19 protein-coding genes are annotated in these 17712 nt (G+C 61.1%); 11 read left to right on the plus strand and 8 right to left on the minus strand.

Going from position 1 to position 17712, the window contains the following annotated elements:
* From ACE3O2_RS14580 to ACE3O2_RS14610, 7 genes are all read left to right on the plus strand, one after another.
* The coding region (locus ACE3O2_RS14580; RefSeq protein ID WP_374338708.1) for a hypothetical protein at positions 1–189 on the plus strand (189 nt) is incomplete at its 5' end.
* A 163-nt stretch (positions 190–352) separates the two neighbouring features.
* A complete protein-coding gene (purD, locus tag ACE3O2_RS14585) occupies positions 353–1627 on the plus strand; it encodes a phosphoribosylamine--glycine ligase (protein WP_374338710.1) in 1275 nt (424 codons plus the stop codon).
* Positions 1628–1629: 2 nt separating this feature from the next.
* The gene (locus ACE3O2_RS14590; RefSeq protein WP_374338712.1) at positions 1630–2181 is read left to right on the plus strand and encodes an L-threonylcarbamoyladenylate synthase; all 552 of its coding nucleotides are present in this window, start codon (positions 1630–1632) and stop codon (positions 2179–2181) included.
* Between the two features lie 91 nt (positions 2182–2272).
* Positions 2273–3526, plus strand: coding sequence for a glutamyl-tRNA reductase (hemA, locus tag ACE3O2_RS14595; protein WP_374338714.1), 1254 nt, complete (start codon positions 2273–2275; stop codon positions 3524–3526).
* Between the two features lie 53 nt (positions 3527–3579).
* The gene (gene prfA, locus ACE3O2_RS14600) at positions 3580–4659 is read left to right on the plus strand and encodes a peptide chain release factor 1 (RefSeq protein WP_168878414.1); all 1080 of its coding nucleotides are present in this window, start codon (positions 3580–3582) and stop codon (positions 4657–4659) included.
* Positions 4660–4716: 57 nt separating this feature from the next.
* Positions 4717–5649, plus strand: coding sequence for a protein-methionine-sulfoxide reductase catalytic subunit MsrP (msrP, locus tag ACE3O2_RS14605; protein ID WP_374338717.1), 933 nt, complete (start codon positions 4717–4719; stop codon positions 5647–5649).
* Between the two features lie 10 nt (positions 5650–5659).
* Complete coding sequence (locus ACE3O2_RS14610) at positions 5660–6310, plus strand: sulfite oxidase heme-binding subunit YedZ (RefSeq protein ID WP_374338719.1); 651 nt, start codon at positions 5660–5662, stop codon at positions 6308–6310.
* Here ACE3O2_RS14610 and ACE3O2_RS14615 read toward each other — a convergent pair.
* Positions 6289–7389 (minus strand): VanZ family protein, encoded by a 1101-nt coding sequence (locus ACE3O2_RS14615; protein WP_374338721.1) that lies wholly within the window; start codon positions 7387–7389, stop codon positions 6289–6291. The genes ACE3O2_RS14610 and ACE3O2_RS14615 overlap by 22 nt on opposite strands.
* A 143-nt stretch (positions 7390–7532) precedes the next feature.
* Here ACE3O2_RS14615 and ACE3O2_RS14620 point away from each other — a divergent pair, with 143 nt between their 5' ends.
* Positions 7533–8426: a response regulator gene (locus tag ACE3O2_RS14620; RefSeq protein ID WP_168878410.1), complete on the plus strand. Its 894-nt coding sequence runs from the start codon at positions 7533–7535 to the stop codon at positions 8424–8426.
* Between the two features lie 9 nt (positions 8427–8435).
* Here the strand turns inward: ACE3O2_RS14620 and ACE3O2_RS14625 are convergent, their stop codons facing one another.
* The 6 genes from ACE3O2_RS14625 to ACE3O2_RS14650 all read right to left on the minus strand — a co-directional run bounded on the left by ACE3O2_RS14625 (position 8436) and on the right by ACE3O2_RS14650 (position 12957).
* The gene (locus tag ACE3O2_RS14625) at positions 8436–9299 is read right to left on the minus strand and encodes an amino acid ABC transporter substrate-binding protein (protein WP_374338723.1); all 864 of its coding nucleotides are present in this window, start codon (positions 9297–9299) and stop codon (positions 8436–8438) included.
* Positions 9300–9395: 96 nt separating this feature from the next.
* Complete coding sequence (gene ubiB / locus ACE3O2_RS14630; protein ID WP_374338725.1) at positions 9396–10913, minus strand: ubiquinone biosynthesis regulatory protein kinase UbiB; 1518 nt, start codon at positions 10911–10913, stop codon at positions 9396–9398.
* Positions 10913–11509, minus strand: coding sequence for an SCP2 domain-containing protein (locus ACE3O2_RS14635; protein ID WP_374338727.1), 597 nt, complete (start codon positions 11507–11509; stop codon positions 10913–10915). Before ACE3O2_RS14635 ends, ubiB begins: the two co-directional genes overlap by 1 nt.
* Positions 11506–11835 carry a multidrug efflux SMR transporter gene (locus ACE3O2_RS14640; RefSeq protein WP_168878406.1) on the minus strand — a complete coding sequence of 110 codons (330 nt, stop codon included), beginning with the start codon at positions 11833–11835 and terminating at the stop codon, positions 11506–11508. The genes ACE3O2_RS14635 and ACE3O2_RS14640 overlap by 4 nt, the downstream gene beginning before the upstream one ends.
* A gap of 2 nt (positions 11836–11837) precedes the next feature.
* Positions 11838–12569, minus strand: a complete 732-nt coding sequence (gene ubiE, locus ACE3O2_RS14645; protein ID WP_168878405.1) for a bifunctional demethylmenaquinone methyltransferase/2-methoxy-6-polyprenyl-1,4-benzoquinol methylase UbiE — start codon at positions 12567–12569, stop codon at positions 11838–11840.
* A gap of 22 nt (positions 12570–12591) precedes the next feature.
* The gene (locus ACE3O2_RS14650; RefSeq protein WP_374338730.1) at positions 12592–12957 is read right to left on the minus strand and encodes a gamma-butyrobetaine hydroxylase-like domain-containing protein; all 366 of its coding nucleotides are present in this window, start codon (positions 12955–12957) and stop codon (positions 12592–12594) included.
* A gap of 155 nt (positions 12958–13112) precedes the next feature.
* Between ACE3O2_RS14650 and phoB the strand changes: the two genes are divergently transcribed.
* The 3 genes from phoB (at position 13113) to ACE3O2_RS14665 (ending at position 17278) form a co-directional block, all read left to right on the plus strand.
* Positions 13113–13805, plus strand: coding sequence for a phosphate regulon transcriptional regulator PhoB (gene phoB / locus ACE3O2_RS14655; protein ID WP_168878403.1), 693 nt, complete (start codon positions 13113–13115; stop codon positions 13803–13805).
* A 60-nt stretch (positions 13806–13865) separates the two neighbouring features.
* Complete coding sequence (phoR, locus tag ACE3O2_RS14660; protein WP_374338732.1) at positions 13866–15224, plus strand: phosphate regulon sensor histidine kinase PhoR; 1359 nt, start codon at positions 13866–13868, stop codon at positions 15222–15224.
* Positions 15225–15334: 110 nt separating this feature from the next.
* Complete coding sequence (locus ACE3O2_RS14665; protein WP_374338734.1) at positions 15335–17278, plus strand: ATP-binding protein; 1944 nt, start codon at positions 15335–15337, stop codon at positions 17276–17278.
* Here ACE3O2_RS14665 and gloA read toward each other — a convergent pair.
* Positions 17259–17645 carry a lactoylglutathione lyase gene (gene gloA, locus ACE3O2_RS14670; protein WP_374338736.1) on the minus strand — a complete coding sequence of 129 codons (387 nt, stop codon included), beginning with the start codon at positions 17643–17645 and terminating at the stop codon, positions 17259–17261. The two genes, ACE3O2_RS14665 and gloA, sit on opposite strands and share 20 nt — an antisense overlap.
* Positions 17646–17712: the final 67 nt, after the last annotated feature.

Genomic DNA, 17712 nt, shown 5'->3' on the forward strand with positions numbered 1-17712 from the left:
TTTGTTAAAGAGCAGTTGCAACCCACACCAGACTTCGCTAAACTCAGCAGCTTTTCGCTTCGTTTCGTCGTCTGCGTCAGCAGCAGAGATGCGAACTATACGCACACCAGCCACAGCCGTCAACACCTTTCTGCAGTTAATTTTCCAGTCTCTCGTCTTACGGCTTTCAAGCTCATGTTTCTGCAATGAATTTTTGGTGAAATTTTTTTCGCCTGCGAAGCATTTGACACAATCTCTCCCATTTTCAGCCACTGAGCAGCGGCATACCGGCTTGCATGGACACCGATCAGGGCTTTTTATATAGTGCGACAAGTCGCTTTCTATATATATGTAACGGGCAAGGTGTCGGGTCATGAAAGTTCTGGTTATTGGTTCGGGTGGTCGTGAGCATGCGCTGGCATGGAAGCTGGCACAGTCACCCCGGGTGTCCAAGGTCTTTGTTGCGCCGGGCAATGCCGGTACGGCGCTCGACAAGCATTTGACCAATGTGCCGCTCAGCGGTCATGACGCCCTAATGGCATTTGTACAGCAGGAGGGAGTGGACCTGACGGTGGTGGGCCCGGAGGCACCCTTGTCAGAAGGAGTGGTCGATGCTTTTCGTGCAGCAGGGCTGCCCATCTTTGGCCCGACCCGCGCTGCGGCGCAGCTGGAATGGTCGAAAGATTTTGCCAAAGCATTCATGCACCGTAACAACATCCCCACTGCACGCTACCGTACCTTTAGTGATGCCGCTGAAGCGCATGCTTATGTGGTTGAGCAAGGCGCACCTATCGTGATCAAGGCGGATGGTCTGGCTGCGGGTAAAGGCGTGGTGGTGGCAATGTCGCTGGACGAAGCCCACGGTGCCATCGACATGATGCTGCTGGATAACCGCATGGGCAAGGCCGGTGCTCGGGTGGTCATTGAGGAATTCATGCAGGGCGAGGAGGCCAGCTTTATTGTGATGGCAGATGGCCAGCATGTGCTGCCGCTGGCCACCAGCCAGGACCATAAGCGCCTGCTGGATGGTGATCTGGGGCCCAATACGGGCGGCATGGGTGCGTATTCCCCCGCGCCGGTGGTGACTCCGGAGGTGCATGCACGTGCCATGCGTGAGGTGATTCTGCCGACCATCGCTGCGATGTCGCGTGAGGGCATGCCGTTTACGGGCTTCCTGTACGCCGGGCTGATGATTGATGAGCAGGGTGCGCCACGGGTGGTGGAATTCAACTGTCGCATGGGGGACCCGGAAACCCAGCCGATCATGGCGCGCTTGAAATCTGACCTGCTGACCCTGCTGGAGCACGGTGTAGCCGGGACGCTGGATCAGGTGGAAGCCGAGTGGGACCGTCGGGTCGCGGTGGGTGTGGTGATGGCAGCCAAGGGCTATCCTGACCACCCGGAAAAAGGCGCGGCCATTACCGGCCTGCCTGCCGCGCAGGACGATGTGCAGGTATTCCATGCCGGGACGACCCTGGAGAGTGATGGCTCAGTCCGGGTTAGCGGTGGTCGCGTCTTGTGCGTGACGGCCATTGGTGACAACGTCAAGCAGGCTCAGGCACGTGCCTATGACGTGGCAAATGGCATCCAGTTTGATGGCATGCAGATGCGGCGCGATATTGGCCACCGGGCCCTGCAGCGTCGTTAATCATGCGGATGCGTCGTCTGGGCCGTGCTTCGCGCGGCCACATCCAGCGTGGGGGGGTGATTGCCTACCCCACCGAGTCTTGTTTTGGCCTGGGGTGTGACCCCTTGCATCCGCAAGGCTTGAAAGCCATCTTGCGGCTTAAGGGTCGCCCGCAGCGCAAGGGGATGATTGTGGTGGCGGCCTCGCTGGATCAGGTGCGCCCGCTGTTGCGCCCACTCAGTCAGGCCGACGAGGCCAGACTGATGCAATACTGGCCCGGCCCGTATACCTTTCTGTTGCCAGCCGCCTGTCGGGTGCTGCCCTTGCTGCGAGGCAAACACCCGACCCTCGCGGTGCGTGTCACCGCCCATCCGGCCACGCTAGCTTTGTGCCGTAGCCTCGGTCCGCTGGTTTCGACCAGCGCCAACCGCAGCGGCAAGCCGTCGATCCGCGATGCCCGCAACTGCCGTCGCCAGTTTGGTACCGGCGTCCAGGTGATTCCAGGCCGGGTGGGGCGCGCCCGCAAGCCCTCTACCATTATTGATTTTGCCAGTGGGCGCATCTTGCGGGGCTAGTGATCCCTTGATCCGGATCAGTTCCGTCGCAGGCGACGAATGAATCGGCTAGAATGCCGGTACTCGGTCGACAAGTCATTGTTTTTCATTCATGCAGTTATTCACGCTGGGCATTAATCACCACACCGCGCCATTGGCGTTGCGTGAGCAAGTGGCATTCCAGCCGGAACGGCTGACGCATGCCCTGCATGATCTGGTCGACGGCCAGCGTGCGCATGAAGCCGCTATCCTGTCCACTTGTAATCGCACCGAGATCTACTACGCCACCGAGCGACCGGAACAGGCGTTGGACTGGCTGGCCCAGCATCACCAGCTGCCCCGCACCCAACTGGAACCCTTTGCCTACCAGCTCAATAGTGAGCAGGCGGTCAAGCATGCCTTCCGGGTCGCCAGCGGGCTGGACTCCATGGTGCTGGGGGAAACCCAGATCCTGGGTCAGCTGAAGGATGCCGTCCGTCAGGCTGAGGCGGCGGGCACGCTGGGCCTGCTGCTGAATCGTCTGTTCCAGCACACCTTCTCGGTGGCCAAGTCGGTACGCAGTGAAACGGCCATTGGCAGCAGCTCCATTTCGATGGCGGCGGCGGCCGTCCGCCTAGCCGAGCGTATTTTCCCCCGCGTGGGCGACCAGCATGTGCTGTTTATCGGCGCGGGCGAGATGATCGAGCTGTGCGCGGCGCACTTTGCCGCCCAGCAGCCGAAAAGCCTGCTGATTGCCAACCGCACGCTGGAGCGCGGTGAGGCCCTGGCCAGCCGCTTTGGCGGTCAGGCCATCACCTTGCAGCAGCTGCCGGATGCCCTGCCCCGCTTTGACATTGTGGTGTCCTGTACGGCAAGCCCCTTGCCCATTATCGGCAAGGGCTTGATGGAACGGGTGATTCGCCAGCGCAAACACCGCCCGGTGTTCATGGTGGACCTGGCGGTGCCGCGTGACATCGAGCCAGAAATCGCGCGGATGGACGATGTGTTCCTCTACACGGTGGATGACCTGGCCAGCATCGTGCGCGATGGCATGGATGCACGACAAACCGCCGTGGTGGAAGCAGAGGCCATCATCGAGCAGCAGGTCGTCGAATTCATGCAGTGGCTGGGCAAGCGGGAAGTGGTGCCCACCATACGTGCACTGCGCGATCATGTTGAACGCTTGCGCCGCCATGAGATGGAGCGCGCGCAAAAGCGTCTGGCACAAGGCGAAGACCCGCAACAGGTGCTGGAGCAATTCGCCCACAGCCTGACCAACAAATGGCTGCATGAGCCCACCCAGGCGCTGCAACAAGCCGATAGTGATGAGCGCAGCCAGCTGATTCGCCTGCTCGGCCGACTCTACCATTTCACGGATCACCTCTAGCGGCAGCGGCCCTCCCCGCGCATGCCCCCTTGATCCGTTTGACAGGAATACCCATGAAAGCCTCCATTGCCCAGAAGCTGGCCCAGCTGGCCGACCGTCTGGAAGAAGTCAACCATCTGCTGGCCTCACCCGAGGCGACCGCCAAGATGGAGCAGTTCACCCGGCTCTCCCGCGAGCATGCCGAGCTGTCGCCGGTGGTCGAACTGTTCCAGCGCTTCCGCCAGCAGGAACAAGACATGCAGGATGCCGAAAACCTGCTGTCCGACCCGGAGATGGCCGAGTTTGCCGCTGAGGAATTGCGTGAGGGCAAGCTGGTCTTGCAAGCCCTGGAGCAGGACTTGCAACGTGCCTTGCTGCCCAAGGACCCCAATGACGAGCGCAATGTGTTTCTGGAAATCCGCGCCGGTACGGGCGGAGATGAGTCGGCCTTGTTTGCCGCCGACCTGTTCCGCATGTACAGCCGCTTTGCCGAGCGGCAGCGCTGGCAGGTGGAAATTGTCTCTGCCAGCGAATCCGACCTGGGTGGTTACAAGGAAATCATTGCCCGGGTAATCGGCTTCGGTGCCTACTCGCAGCTCAAGTTTGAGTCCGGCGGGCACCGGGTACAGCGGGTACCCGCCACCGAAACGCAGGGCCGCATCCACACCTCGGCCTGCACGGTGGCCATCATGGCCGAAGCGGATGAGCTGGCTGAGGTCAACCTGAACCCAGCGGATCTGCGCATCGACACCTTCCGCGCCAGCGGGGCCGGTGGCCAGCACATCAACAAAACCGACTCTGCGGTACGGGTCACCCACCTGCCAACCGGCATCGTGGTGGAGTGCCAGGACGATCGCTCGCAACACAAGAACAAGGCGCGCGCGCTGGCCGTATTGGCTGCCCGCATCCAGGACCGGGAAGTACAGGCCAGACAAGCTGCCGAGGCGGCCACCCGCAAATCGCTGATCGGCTCCGGCGATCGTTCTGAACGTATCCGCACCTATAATTTCCCGCAAGGCCGGGTCACCGACCATCGTATCAACCTGACACTGTACAAGATTGATGCCATCATGGACGGAGACTTGGGGGAACTTACCCAGGCGCTGATTACCGAACATCAGACTGAACTGCTGGCCGAGCTGGGCAATGACTGATCGCCTGTAAGAATGCAGTCTCCCCGGCGACCAAGCCGTATTGCCGAGGAGTCCATCATGCTGATACGCCACCCTGCCGATATTGCCCCGTCGGACATCACCGACCGCACCCTGTTCGAGCAACGCCGACAGTGGCTGAAAACGGCATCTGGCCTCCTGCTGGCCGGTAGTGGTCTGCTGCCTTCGATCGCCGAAGCCGCCTTGCCCAAGGCCGGCAAAAGCCCGCTCTCGACCAATGAGCCGGTCAATGCCCTGCAGGAAATCACCGGCTACAACAATTTCTACGAATTTGGCACCGGCAAGGATGAGCCCGCACAGAACGCACGCAGCCTGAAAGTCCGACCGTGGACGGTACAGGTCAGCGGCGAGGTCAAACAAACCAAGACCTTTGATATCGACAGCCTGATCAAGCAGTTCCCGCTGGAGGAGCGCATTTACCGGCTGCGCTGTGTGGAGGGCTGGTCGATGGTGATTCCCTGGGTAGGCTTTCCGCTGGCCAGTTTGCTCAAGGCGGTAGAACCTACCGGCAAAGCCAAATTTGTGGCGTTTGAAACCCTGAATCGGCCCAGCGAGATGATCGGCCAGCAGTCTGGCGTGCTGGACTGGCCCTATGTGGAAGGCCTGCGGCTGGACGAGGCCATGCACCCGCTCACCCTGCTGGCGGTAGGCCTCTACGGCGACGTGCTGCCCAACCAGAACGGGGCCCCGATCCGGCTGGTGGTGCCGTGGAAATACGGCTTCAAGAGCATCAAGTCTATCGTCCGCATCCGGCTGGTGGAGGCTTTGCCACCCACCACCTGGAACAAGACCAACCCGCGCGAGTACGGCTTCTACTCCAATGTGAATCCGGAGGTGGATCACCCGCGCTGGAGCCAGAAGACCGAACGCCGCATCGGCGAATTCAGCCGCCGCAAGACCTTGCCCTTCAACGGCTATGCCGAGCAGGTGGCCAGCCTGTACAGCGGCATGGACCTGCGCCGCTACTACTGAGGGACAGCCGATGTTGAGTTACTGGCGCAAACTGCACTGGACGGTGCGTCTGAAATGGCTGCTGTGGCCGCTCTTGCTGCTGCCGCTGACACGTCTGGCGGTCGCTGCCTGGCACGATATTCACCATGGCAGCCTGTGGTTGAGCGCCAATCCGATTGAGTTCATCCTCCGCTCCACCGGTACCTGGGCGCTGACCTTCCTGCTGTGTACGCTGGCCGTCACGCCATTACGGCAGCTGCTGCAGCGCCCCGAACTGTTGCGCATCCGTCGCCTGCTGGGCCTGTTTGCCTTCTTCTACGCCTGCCTGCACCTGGGTACCTACCTGTGGCTGGATCAGGGCTGGGACTGGCTGGGCATGCTGAAAGATGTATGGAAGCGCCCCTTCATCACGGTGGGCATGACCGCCTGGTTGCTGCTACTGCCGTTGGCGGCCACCTCCACGCGATGGGCGATGCGCAAACTGGGCCGCCGCTGGCAAAGCCTGCACCGGCTGGCCTATCTGGCTCCAGCATTGGGTGTGCTGCACTATTGGTGGCTGGTGAAGGCGGACTACCGCACACCCCTTTTGTTCGGCCTCAGCCTGTTGTTGCTGCTCGGCTGGCGAGTATGGCGCAAGCAGCAAGCGAGCTCGCCACCGGCTCAGGTCGCCCGCCAACGCTGATACAGATAAGCCGAGAAGTACACCAGCCCTGCCAGTGGCCACAGATCGGCCGCCAGATCCGCCACCGCATTGAAATTCTGCAAATGCCCCATGGACCAGCGGAACAATTGCAGCATGGCGACGGGATTGGCCGTCAGCGGCCAGTAGTAGCTGACCACTTCACTCCCCAGCAGCAAGAGGATGGCCAGCATGGCCTGATAACGGCGAGGCAAACGGAAAATGCTGGCCAGGACCAGCCAGCCCAGAATTTGCCCCACCACCACGGTGACATTGAGCCAACTGAAAAAGGCAGCAGGTTTAAGCAGCATCCCGGCCATCACCCCTTTCACCAGCAAGGCGCCCGTGGCCATGATCAGCATGGCACGCAAGGTATGCTGCGGCCGCTGCAGCAAGGTTGCCAGAAAGATGCCCACGCTGGTGAAGTGCAGTGCCGCCCCCCCGCCCTCCAGCAGGCGCAGGAACAAGGCCGGATCCGCGATGGGCGATTCAAACGGCTGTGGCAAGCCCGTGGGCAGCAGCACAATGCCGAATAGCGGCGTCGCCGGGTTGGTCTGACCGATCAGCCAGAGCAGCAGCAACACTACGCCAAAATCCGCCAGTGGTCCATCGCGGAAAACCTGATGCCGCCAGCGGAACAGGGCCGCGGCAAACGGCAGCTTGCGACCCCACACCGGCAACAGCGCCCCGAGCGCACCGCCCAGCGTATTCGCCAGCAGGTCGACGTTGGAGGCATTCCGATTGGGCAGGTATTGCTGCAGCAGTTCAATCAGCAGGCTGAGTGCGGCACTGAGCAACACGGCCCGCAACCAGGCATGCCACCCCAGCCGACGACGGCGGCCATCCAGCCACAGTGCCGCCCCCAGCGGCATGAACGCCACAATATTGAGGCCGAAATCGAAGCGGGAAAAGTAATAGGGCCAGTCATAGCCCAAAAACGCGCCGAACGGTACCCCCGTATCCTGCCAGCCCTGCAATGGGAACAGCCCGGCGGTCAGCAGCAGCAATGACAGCCAGAACGCCACAAACCGCGGGATGCGGCTCTCGGCAGGATGGCGGGACAGGTAAGACACCGAAAACATGGGGGACTGCACGCTCCGTAACGCTGAGGCTCACGCCACCTACTGTCCTTTCAGGACAGTGGGTAGCGTTTGCAAAACAATACGGTACGTCTACACTGAGGATCACAGGTCCATTCGTTGGCGCAAGTCGCCAGGAGCACCCGATGCACAGACCCATACTGCTGGTCGTTGACGACGAACCGTTCAATCTCGAGATCATATGCGAATATCTGGAAGAGATCGACTGTGAGATCGATACGGCGGTTGATGGTGAACAAGCCTGGGCCAAGCTGCAGTCCGCCCCGGGCCGCTATGATCTGGTGGTGCTGGACCGGATGATGCCGCGCATGGATGGCATGCAAGTGCTGGCCAACATCAAGGGTGATCCACTGCTGAAAGCCTTGCCGGTGATCATGCAGACGGCGGCGGCGGCCAAGGAGCAGGTGCTGGATGGCCTGCGGTTAGGTGCCTACTACTACCTGACCAAGCCGTTCGAGAGCGATGTCCTGCTCACGGTGATCCGCACCGCCTTGAACGACCGGATGTCGCAACTGGCTGTCATTCAGCAGATGGAAGAGCAAAAGGCCATGCTCGACCTGCTGTGCGAGGGCACCTTCCAGCTGCGCACCTTGGCCGAGGCGCGCCGTCTGGCGGCCTCACTGGCCAATATCTGCCCCAACTCCTCCATCGTGGCACTGGGGCTGGCCGAGCTGCTGGTTAATGCCATTGAACATGGCAATCTGGGCATTGGCTATGAAGAAAAATCCACACTGATGTCCACGGGCAACTGGGCGCGTGAAGTCGAGCAGCGGCTTGAGCATCCGGATTATCACCATAAAGTGGTCTCCGTGCGCTTCCATCGCATGCCGGACCAAATTCAGCTGCATATCACCGACCAGGGCGAAGGCTTTGAGTGGCAGCGCTTTACCGAGCTGGACCCCACACGCGCCTTTGATTCCCATGGGCGCGGCATTGCGCTGGCCCGGCAGCTGTCATTTCAAAAGCTGGAGTATCTCGGCAAGGGTAACGAGGTGGTCGCTACCCTGCTGCTGAGCTAGGTTCCCGGCTTACGGAAAAGCCGGATGGTTGTTTGGGGTGTTGAAGTCTTCGCGCAGGATGTGGTTCAGCGGAGTCTTGCGTTTGGCATTCATGAACCAGCGGTTATAGATGCCAGTCGCCTCACCACCAATCATGATGTCGGACAGGGTACGGTTCAACGCCTTGAGCAAGTCCGGGTCGCTCTTGCGCAGCAGCAGGCCATAGGGCTGCACCGACAGGTATTCATGGGCAAAGGCATAGGCATCCGGGCCTGCCTTGCTGTGGGCAGCATGATCCAGCAACTGCGTGTCGTCATAGGCCAGACCATCCACCTTGCCTTGTTCCAGCAAGGTCCATAGCTCGTCAGCAGTCTTGCCCGGCACAAACACATAGTTATAGTGTTTTTCATTGGACAACTGGGTAATCAGCTTGGTCGCGGTGGTTCCTGGCATCACGCCCAGCCGCAGGCCCTTGTAGGCGGCCAGGCTGGTCAGCTTACGGTCTTTACGCCCCATGACGCGAGTGCCGGTCACAAAGATGGTGTGCGAGAAGGCATACTTCTGCTGCCGTTCTGCCGTGTTGGTAGTACCACCACACAGGATGTCGTACTGGCCACCATCCAGCAGTGAAAAACGGGTCTTGGAATCCAGCGGCACCCACTTGATGCGGACCTCCCCGCCTGCCTTCTTGCTCAGGTCTTGCAGGAATCGCTTGCACAGTTCCACCGCATAACCGGTGGGCTGCCCGGCCTCGACAAAAGAGAAAGGCTCATCATCGGTCCAGTGCCCCAAGCGGATTTCCTTGGTTTGCATAATCCGGTCCAGCGTCGGATCTGCCAAGGACAATACAGGGGTCGCCGCCAGAGCGAGGGCCAGCAGTTTAAGCAAGTTCATGATAAATGCATCCGGGAAAAAGGGCTTCTTTTACCCTAGGCGCCACCTGCCTGACAAGCAAAATGACGACGACAAACGGTCAGAATACGACCCGTCTCAGCGGCCCAGCCAAAAAAGCAGCACCATGACACACAACAGTAAAGCCACCACCAGCAGCAACCAGCTCTGCCGGCGTTGTTCGCGAGCCAGATGCATATAAGCCTGCACCAGGGTCTGGCTATGATCTTTCGATAGCAGTTGATCCAGCTTGCGCGGCCAAGCCGGTACGCTGGCCGCCCAGTGTGGTGCCTCCTGCTTCAGGGTGCGCCACAGCCCCCGCCAGCCAATCTGCTCGTTCATCCAGCGCTGCAGGAAGGGCTTGGCGGTCTGCCACAGGTCCAGTTGCGGATCGAGCTGGCGCCCCAGTCCTTCAATGTTGAGCAAGGTCTTTTGCAACAACACCAGCTGTGGCTGCACTTCTACATTGAAGCGGCGGGAGGCTTCAAACAGCCGCAACAGCACCTGGCCGAAACTGATTTCAGCCAGCGGCTTGTCAAAGATCGGCTCAAACACGGCGCGCAACTCTTTTTCCAGCTCATCAGGCCGAACATCGGCGGGTACCCAGCCAGACTCGATATGGGTGGTGGCAATACGGCGGTAATCGCGGTTGAAGAAAGCGAGGAAATTGACTGCCAGAAAGTGCTTGTCGACATCCGACAAGGTGCCGATGATGCCAAAATCCAGCGCAATGTAACGCCCATCCGCCGCCACCAGGATATTGCCGGGGTGCATGTCGGCATGGAAGAAACCGTCGCGAAACACCTGGGTGAAGAAGATCTCCACCCCGTAGCGACTCAGGGTGGGCAAGTCGATGCCTGCCGCCTGCAGCTGCTCGATCTGGCTGATCGGCGTGCCATCCATCCACTGCATCACCATCACATCGCGACTGCAGTAATCCCAGTAGATCTCCGGCACCAGCAGCATGCTGGACCCGGTGAAATTGCGCCGCAACTGGCTACCGTTGCCCGCCTCTTTCATCAAGTCCAGCTCGTCATGCAGGTACTTGTCGAACTCGGCGACCACCTCGCGCGGACGCAAGCGCTTGCCGTCCGCCGACACACGCTCGACCAGCCCTGCCAGCGTTCGCATCAAAGCGAGGTCAGACTCAATGACCGGGGCAATACCCGGCCGCAACACCTTGACCGCCACCGGACGGCCATCCAGCAGCACCGCAGCGTGCACTTGTGCCACCGAGGCACTGGCCACCGGTGTCAGGTCAAAGCGGGTAAACAGCTGGCTCACCGAGCGACCGAGACTGGCCTCGACAATGTCACGCGCCGCCTCACCGGAGAACGGCGGGACTTTATCCTGCAAGCGGGCCAGCTGATCGGCAATATCGGAGGGTAACAGGTCACGCCGGGTGGACAGCACCTGGCCAAATTTGACGAAAATCGGCCCCAGCGACTCCAGCGCCAGCCGCAGCCGCTCGCCACGTGGTGCATCCAATCGCCGCCAGAACAGCAGTCCGCCCACCAGCCGCCGCGCCCAGCGCGTTCGACTGTGCCCCAGCAAAAACTCATCCAGTCCGTAGGCAAAAATGACCCAGACGATGCGGCACAGACGGAACAACCGCATCAGGCACTGTCTCCAGTGGCACTCCGTTTCGCCTCCAGCAAGCTCAGCCGAGCCTCCAGCCGAGCGACATCGTCGCGCAGGGTGTCAATATCATTCACAAAACGGGACACCGCCTCCGGGTCCGCCAACAAGCCCGCTTCATCCCGGGCGTATTCGGCCAGTTGCTGCCCCAGCACCTGCCATTGTTCGCGATGCGTGTCCCAGTACTGCTGCCACTGCCGAGCAATTGGCGTCGCTGCCGTATCGCCCAGCAGGCGGGACAGGTCGGCGGATACGTCCCACTGCAGGGCTTGCAACACCTCACCCAAGGCAGCCGCCAGCGCCGGATCACCACTGATCTGCACCGCTCCACGCCGCTGGGCGGCGTCACCCAGCATCAGCGGCAGGCTGGACAACGGTATGCGGATGCTGGCATCCGGCTCGGCATCACCCGGCAAGGCGTGCAGATAGCCATCTGGCTGGATCAGCGCCACCACCTGCAAGGGCGACTCACCCAGCGCCACCTTGCGCCCGGCAAAGGGGCGCAGCTGTTCACACAGCCAATCCTGCTGCTGCAGCAAATGATTGAAGGCCGAGATTGCCAGATGCGCCATCATGCGTGCCCACCCCCGCTGAGGTTCAAGCCCACCACACCGGCCACGATCAGGGCAATCGACGCCAGCTTGAGCGGGGTCAGGCTTTCCTTGAACAGCCACCAGCCAATTACCGCCATCAAGGCGGTACCCGCTCCCGACCAGATGGCGTAAACCGTGCTGATCTCCAGTTTCTTGACCGTCAGGCCCAGCAACCAGAATGACACGCCATAACCGAGCACCACCATCACCGATGGCAGCAGGCGGCTGAAGCCCGCCGAGGCCTTCAGTGATGCGGTTGCCACCAGTTCAGCCGCGATGGCGGCGGCCAGCAGGCCCCAGGCATTCATGATCAGACCTTGAATCCCTTGTGCAGGGCGACCACACCGCCGGTCAGGTTGAAATAATCAGCACTGGCAAAGCCGGCATCCAGCATCATCTGCTTCAGGGTGTCCTGATCCGGATGCATGCGGATCGACTCGGCCAGGTACTGATAGCTCTCGGCATCCCCCGCCACCAGCTTGCCCATCATCGGCAACAGCTTGAAGGAATACACATCGTAGGCCTTGGACAGCGGCGCCCACACCTTGGAAAATTCCAGTACCAGCAAGCGGCCACCCGGTTTCAGCACCCGGCACATCTCGGCCAGCGCCTTGTCCTTGTGCGTCATGTTGCGCAGGCCAAACGCCACGCTGACACAGTCGAAGTAGGCATCCGGGAACGGCAGCTTCTCGGCGTCACACAGCAGGCTGGGCACCAGCAAGCCGTCATCCAGCAGGCGATCACGCCCGACTTGCAGCATGGAGCTGTTGATATCGGTATGCCACACTTCGCCGCTCCGCCCGGCCTTGCGGGCAAAGGCACGGGTCAGGTCGCCAGTACCGGCGGCGATGTCCAGCACCTTGCTACCGCTGCGCACCCCGCTCTGGGCGATGGTGAACTGCTTCCACACCCGGTGCAGGCCTGCCGACATCAGGTCGTTCATCAGGTCATATTTCTGCGCCACCGAGTGGAATACCCCGGCCACCTTGCGTGCCTTGTCCTGCTCTTCGACCTGCTGATAACCAAAGTGGGTCTGTGTCATGTTTGCTTACTCCTTCACCGGCTCAGGCCGGGTCTCGCGAAGCGCCTGCTGCAGCCAGTCGCGCCAGATAATCCTGCCAGTTGGCCGCATGCTGCTGCCCCAGCTGGTACAGCCAATCCCATGAGTACAGGCCGGTGTCGTGGCCATCGTCAAACACCAGCTTGACGGCGTAATGACCGACAGGCCGGATGTCTACGATATTCACTTGTCGCTTGCCGACCTGCAGCACCGCCTGTGAGGGCGAATGACCCCGCACTTCGGCACTGGGCGAGAACACCCGCAGGTACTCGCAATCAAGCATGAAATGCGCACCATCCGAGAAGCGCAGCTCCAGCTGTCGCGATTGTTGGTGCAGGATCAGATCGGTGGGATGCGGCATGTCCGCCATGGCGGCTCACTTCCTTCTAAAACAGTTGTCTATGATAGCGCAGCGTGGCAGGTGCCGGATACTGCGGCAACGCAACACAAGCTGTCATTTTTCTGTAATATGAAATATCTATGCTGTCGCGCATCAACAAGCAGATCAGCAGGTGGGGGGAAGTCATGGCAGCGAACATTCTGGTAGTGGAAGATGAGCCCGCCATTCAGGAGTTGATTGCCTTCAATCTGGAGCAGGCTGGTCATCATGTATTACGTGCCGACACCAGCGAACGCGCCCAGCATCTGGTGAAGAATGCCTTGCCGGACCTGATTCTGCTGGACTGGATGTTGCCTGGTCAGAGTGGCATCGACTTTGCCCGCCGCATGCGCTCGGATGACCGCACCCGCCCGATCCCCATCATCATGCTCACTGCCCGTTCCGACGAGCAAGACAAGATTATGGGGCTGGAATGCGGCGCGGACGACTACGTCACCAAGCCTTTCTCGCCGCGCGAGCTGTTGGCCCGCATCAAGGCCGTCCTGCGCCGCCGTGCACCCCAGATGACCGACGATGTGGTGGAAGTACGCGGCTTGCGGCTGGACCCGCAAACCCATCGCGTCACCAGCCACGGCTCACCGATGGATCTGGGCCCGACAGAATTCCGCCTGCTGCACTTTTTCATGACCCACGCCGAGCGGGTACATTCCCGCACCCAGTTGCTCGACCAGGTATGGGGCGACCATGTGTTTGTGGAAGAGCGTACCGTGGATGTACATATCCGGCGGCTGCGCTCCTCACTGGAGCCCAGCGGGCACGACAACCTGATTCAGACTGTACGCGGCGCAGGCTACCGCTTTTCTACCCAACCCGCCTGACCCCCGGTCAACGACCCGGCGCGTTTCCCTCCCGCATGGAAACGCGCTACCCTTGCGCCCATGAGTGACCTCCCCTTTTTCTCAGCCAAGGCGCAACCTCGCGTCAAGCGCTACCCGCCCCTGATGAAGTTCACCAGTCGCCTGCTCGGTGCGCTGCTGCCAGCAGCGGCGCTGATCTGGCTGGTGGGCTTCTTCGGCAGCAGCCATAGTGCCTGGGTGCTGGCCGCCACCTTGCTGGCGGTAGCGCTGGGCTACCAGCTGTGGCAGCTGTATCGTTTGAATGCCTGGCTGCTGGACCCCCACCCGGAATCGGTACCGGACGGGGTGGGCAACTGGGGGGAAATCTTCAGCGCGCTGTACCGGCAGGAAAAGCGTCGCCGCAAGGACCAGCGCCGCCTGACCGCCACCCTGTCGCGTTTCACCCTGGCGGCAGAAGCCTTGCCGGATGGCGTGGTGGTGCTGAACGATAACGACCGCATCGAATGGTGCAACCGGGTAGCCGAGCACCACCTGGGGCTCTCCCGCAAGCGAGACCTTGGCCTGACCATCAGCTACCTGATCCGCCAGCCGCACTTTGTCGAATACGTCAACAACGAGCGTTATACCGAGTCGATCAGCCTGCACCCGGTGCACGCACCCGATACCCTGCTGTCGATCCAGATTTTCCCGTTTGAGGCCACCCTCAAGCTGCTGGTCACCCGCGATGTCACCCAGCTGGAAAAAGTCAGCGTGGTACACCGGGACTTTGTCGCCAACGTCTCACACGAGCTGCGCACGCCACTGACCGTGGTCGGCGGTTTTCTGGAGACGCTGCTGGATCTGGAACAGCCCAACCGCGACATCGAACACCGCTACATGCGGATGATGCAGGAGCAGACCCGCCGCATGCAGCGCCTGGTGGACGATTTGCTGACCTTGTCACGTCTGGAGAGCCACAGCGGCGAGCACCGCGAAGAGGATGTCAACCTGTCCCTGCTGCTGCAGATGCTGGCGCAGGAGGCCGAAGGCTTGTCCGGTGGGCGTCATGTGGTGGTGCTGGAAAATCAGGGTCCAGCCTGGCTGCGTGGCAATCGGGATGAGCTGCACAGTGCGCTCGGCAACCTGGTCAGCAACGCCGTGCGCTATACCCCGGAAGGCGGGCGCATTACCTTGCGCTGGCAGAAGCAGGAAGACGGTGTTTGTTTCTCGGTCTGCGATACAGGTATCGGTATTGCCCCGGAACATCTGGACCGGCTGACCGAGCGCTTCTACCGCGTGGATCGCAGCCGCTCACGGGACACGGGCGGCACCGGTCTCGGCCTCGCCATTGTCAAACATGCCCTGTTGCGCCACCAGGCCCAGCTTGACATCCGGTCGATATCCGGCGAAGGCAGCACCTTCAGCGCCACGTTTCCGCCGGAGCGCATTGTCAACCGCTAAGCAAAACAGGCAGCACAACGGCCCGCCAGGCATTATGCTTCAAGCAGACCCCTGAACGGAGGCAACATGCCCCGCTGCTTTGCTGACCCTTTCAAAAACGCATCCCAACCATGAGTGCCCGGCGCTCGCTGGTACGCACCATTCTGCAGACCATACTGTTGCGTGTTGGTCTGCTATTGCTGGTTGTACTGCTGGCCGGGCAAGCCTATGCCCGTTGGTTATTGCAGCAGGAGAAGCTGCACGACCTTGAGCGGATGCTGCATGGGGTCCGGCGAGAACTCAACAGCTTCCTGCTCTCGCACCCCGCTGCATCTCGCCAACTGGGCAACTTTCATCCCACCACGCTGCCGGATGCGCAAATTTGGCTGTTTGATGACCAGGGTTATGCCCTGCTGAGCCCCATGGTGGCGCCACGCGGACCGGACGGGCGCCTACAGCTGACCCCGCAGCAACTGGCCCTGCTGGACTGGCGCCCCAGCCTGCCCGCACAAGGCAGTCTGGTACTGGACAACCAGCTGGCCAGTGTCGCACCTCTGCCCTCGCAGCGCTGGAGCCTGATCGCTTTACAGCCCCTCAGCATCCTGAATGCGCAGCTATGGCTGATTACCCTGCCTGTCGCCCTCTGCGGCTTGCTGAGCCTGTTGCTGGGCGTCCTGACCCTGCGCAGCACCCTGAAACGGCAGCTGGTCCAGCCCTTGCAGCAGCTGGCCACTGCGCATGCGGCCATTGGACAGGGCAACTATCGGCCTGACATCCCGGAGAATCCACTCTCCGAAATCCATGCCTTGAGTCAGGCCACTCGCCTGATGGCCGAGGCGCTGGATGAACGGGACCAGGCCTTGCAGGCCAGTACGGAGAGCCTGGTCCAGCAGATGATGCTGGCCGAAGCGCAACAAGCACGCTTGCAAGGCATACTGGCCACCATGCCGGACCCGGCTTTCCTGATGACCGCCGAGGGCGTGTTTGTGGATATTCTCGGCAAGCCGCACCTGCATCGACCCAGTGCCCTGCTAGGCCGCAGTCTGCTGGATCTACCCTCACCGCCGTGGGATGAGGTGGTTCGCACCGAGCTGAAGCGCTGTCTGGCGGGCGAGGCCGTGACCTATGAACTGATGCTGGAGGGCCAGGAAGGTCCGGTCTGGCTTGAGGCGCATATGGCCCCCATGCAGCAACCTGCACCTTTGGGTGCAGCGATCATTGCCGTTGCCCGCAACATCACGGCCCGCAAGCTGGCCGAACAGGAGCTGGCGCGCCACCGCGACCATCTGCAGGAGCTGGTTGCCCAACAAACCGAGCAGTTGTTGCAGGCCAAAAATGTGGCGGAAACCGCCAACCGGGTCAAATCGGAGTTTCTCAGCAATATGTCGCATGAGCTGCGTACCCCGATGCACGCCATCCTCAGCTTCTCCCGACTTGGGCTGGAGCGGGGCGGGCAGGATAGCAGCAAGGCCCAGCGCTACTTTCAGAATATCCAGGAAGCCAGCACCCGCTTGCTGGCCCTGATCAATGACCTGCTGGACCTCAGCAAGCTCGAAGCCGGCAAGATGTCCTACGATTTTCGCCTGCAGCCGCTGACCCCGCTGGTGACCGAGTGCCTGCGGGAAATACAGGGCTTGCTGGAAGCCCGCCAAGTGCAGCTCATCCTTCCCGAGGAGACCCTGCTGCAACAAAAGGTATGGTGTGATGGCTTGCGATTCGGGCAGGTGTTGCGCAATCTGCTGGCCAATGCTCTCAAGTTCGTGCCGCAGTCGGGTAGCATCACCCTCAGCGTGACCCCCTGGCAGGAACCCGGCTGGCTGGAGCTCGGTATCAGCAATAGCGGCAGCCCGATACGGGAGGATGAGCTGGAGCTGATTTTCGACAAGTTCGTGCAGGGTCGGCAGCATCGGGCGCCCTCCGGGGGGACCGGCTTGGGCCTGCCGATCTGCCGCGAGATCATGCAGGCCCACGGCGGGCGTGTCTGGGCGTCAAACCTGCCCGATGGGCAGGGGGTCTGCTTTACCGTCTTGCTACGGCAGAACCCGGACGTTGTCGTTAGCCCTTCCGCTCAATGAACTCAATCTTGTAGCCATCCGGGTCTTCGACAAAGGCGATGACCGTCGTGCCATGCTTCATCGGCCCCGCCTCCCGCACCACCTTGCCCCCCTTGGCTCGCACCTGATCACAGGCCGCCGCCGCGTTCTCCACCTCCACGGCCAGATGGCCAAAGGCATTGCCCAGCTCGTAGGCATCGGTGTCCCAGTTATGGGTCAACTCCAGCACCGTCTGCTGGGCTTCCTCACCATAGCCGACAAAGGCGAGTGTAAAGCGCCCTTCCGGATAGTCCTGTCGGCGCAACAGGCGCATGCCCAGCACCTCGGTATAAAACTGCAAGGACCGCTCAAGCTGCCCGACCCGCAGCATGGTATGCAGCAAACGCATGATCTGTTCTCCAATGCTATTGAAGAACTACCCTAACACAGCCCTTCGCTTGTCGGGTAGCCCACTG

It is taken from the genome of Leeia sp., assembly GCF_041909055.1.
GTDB lineage: Bacteria > Pseudomonadota > Gammaproteobacteria > Burkholderiales > Leeiaceae > Leeia > Leeia aquatica.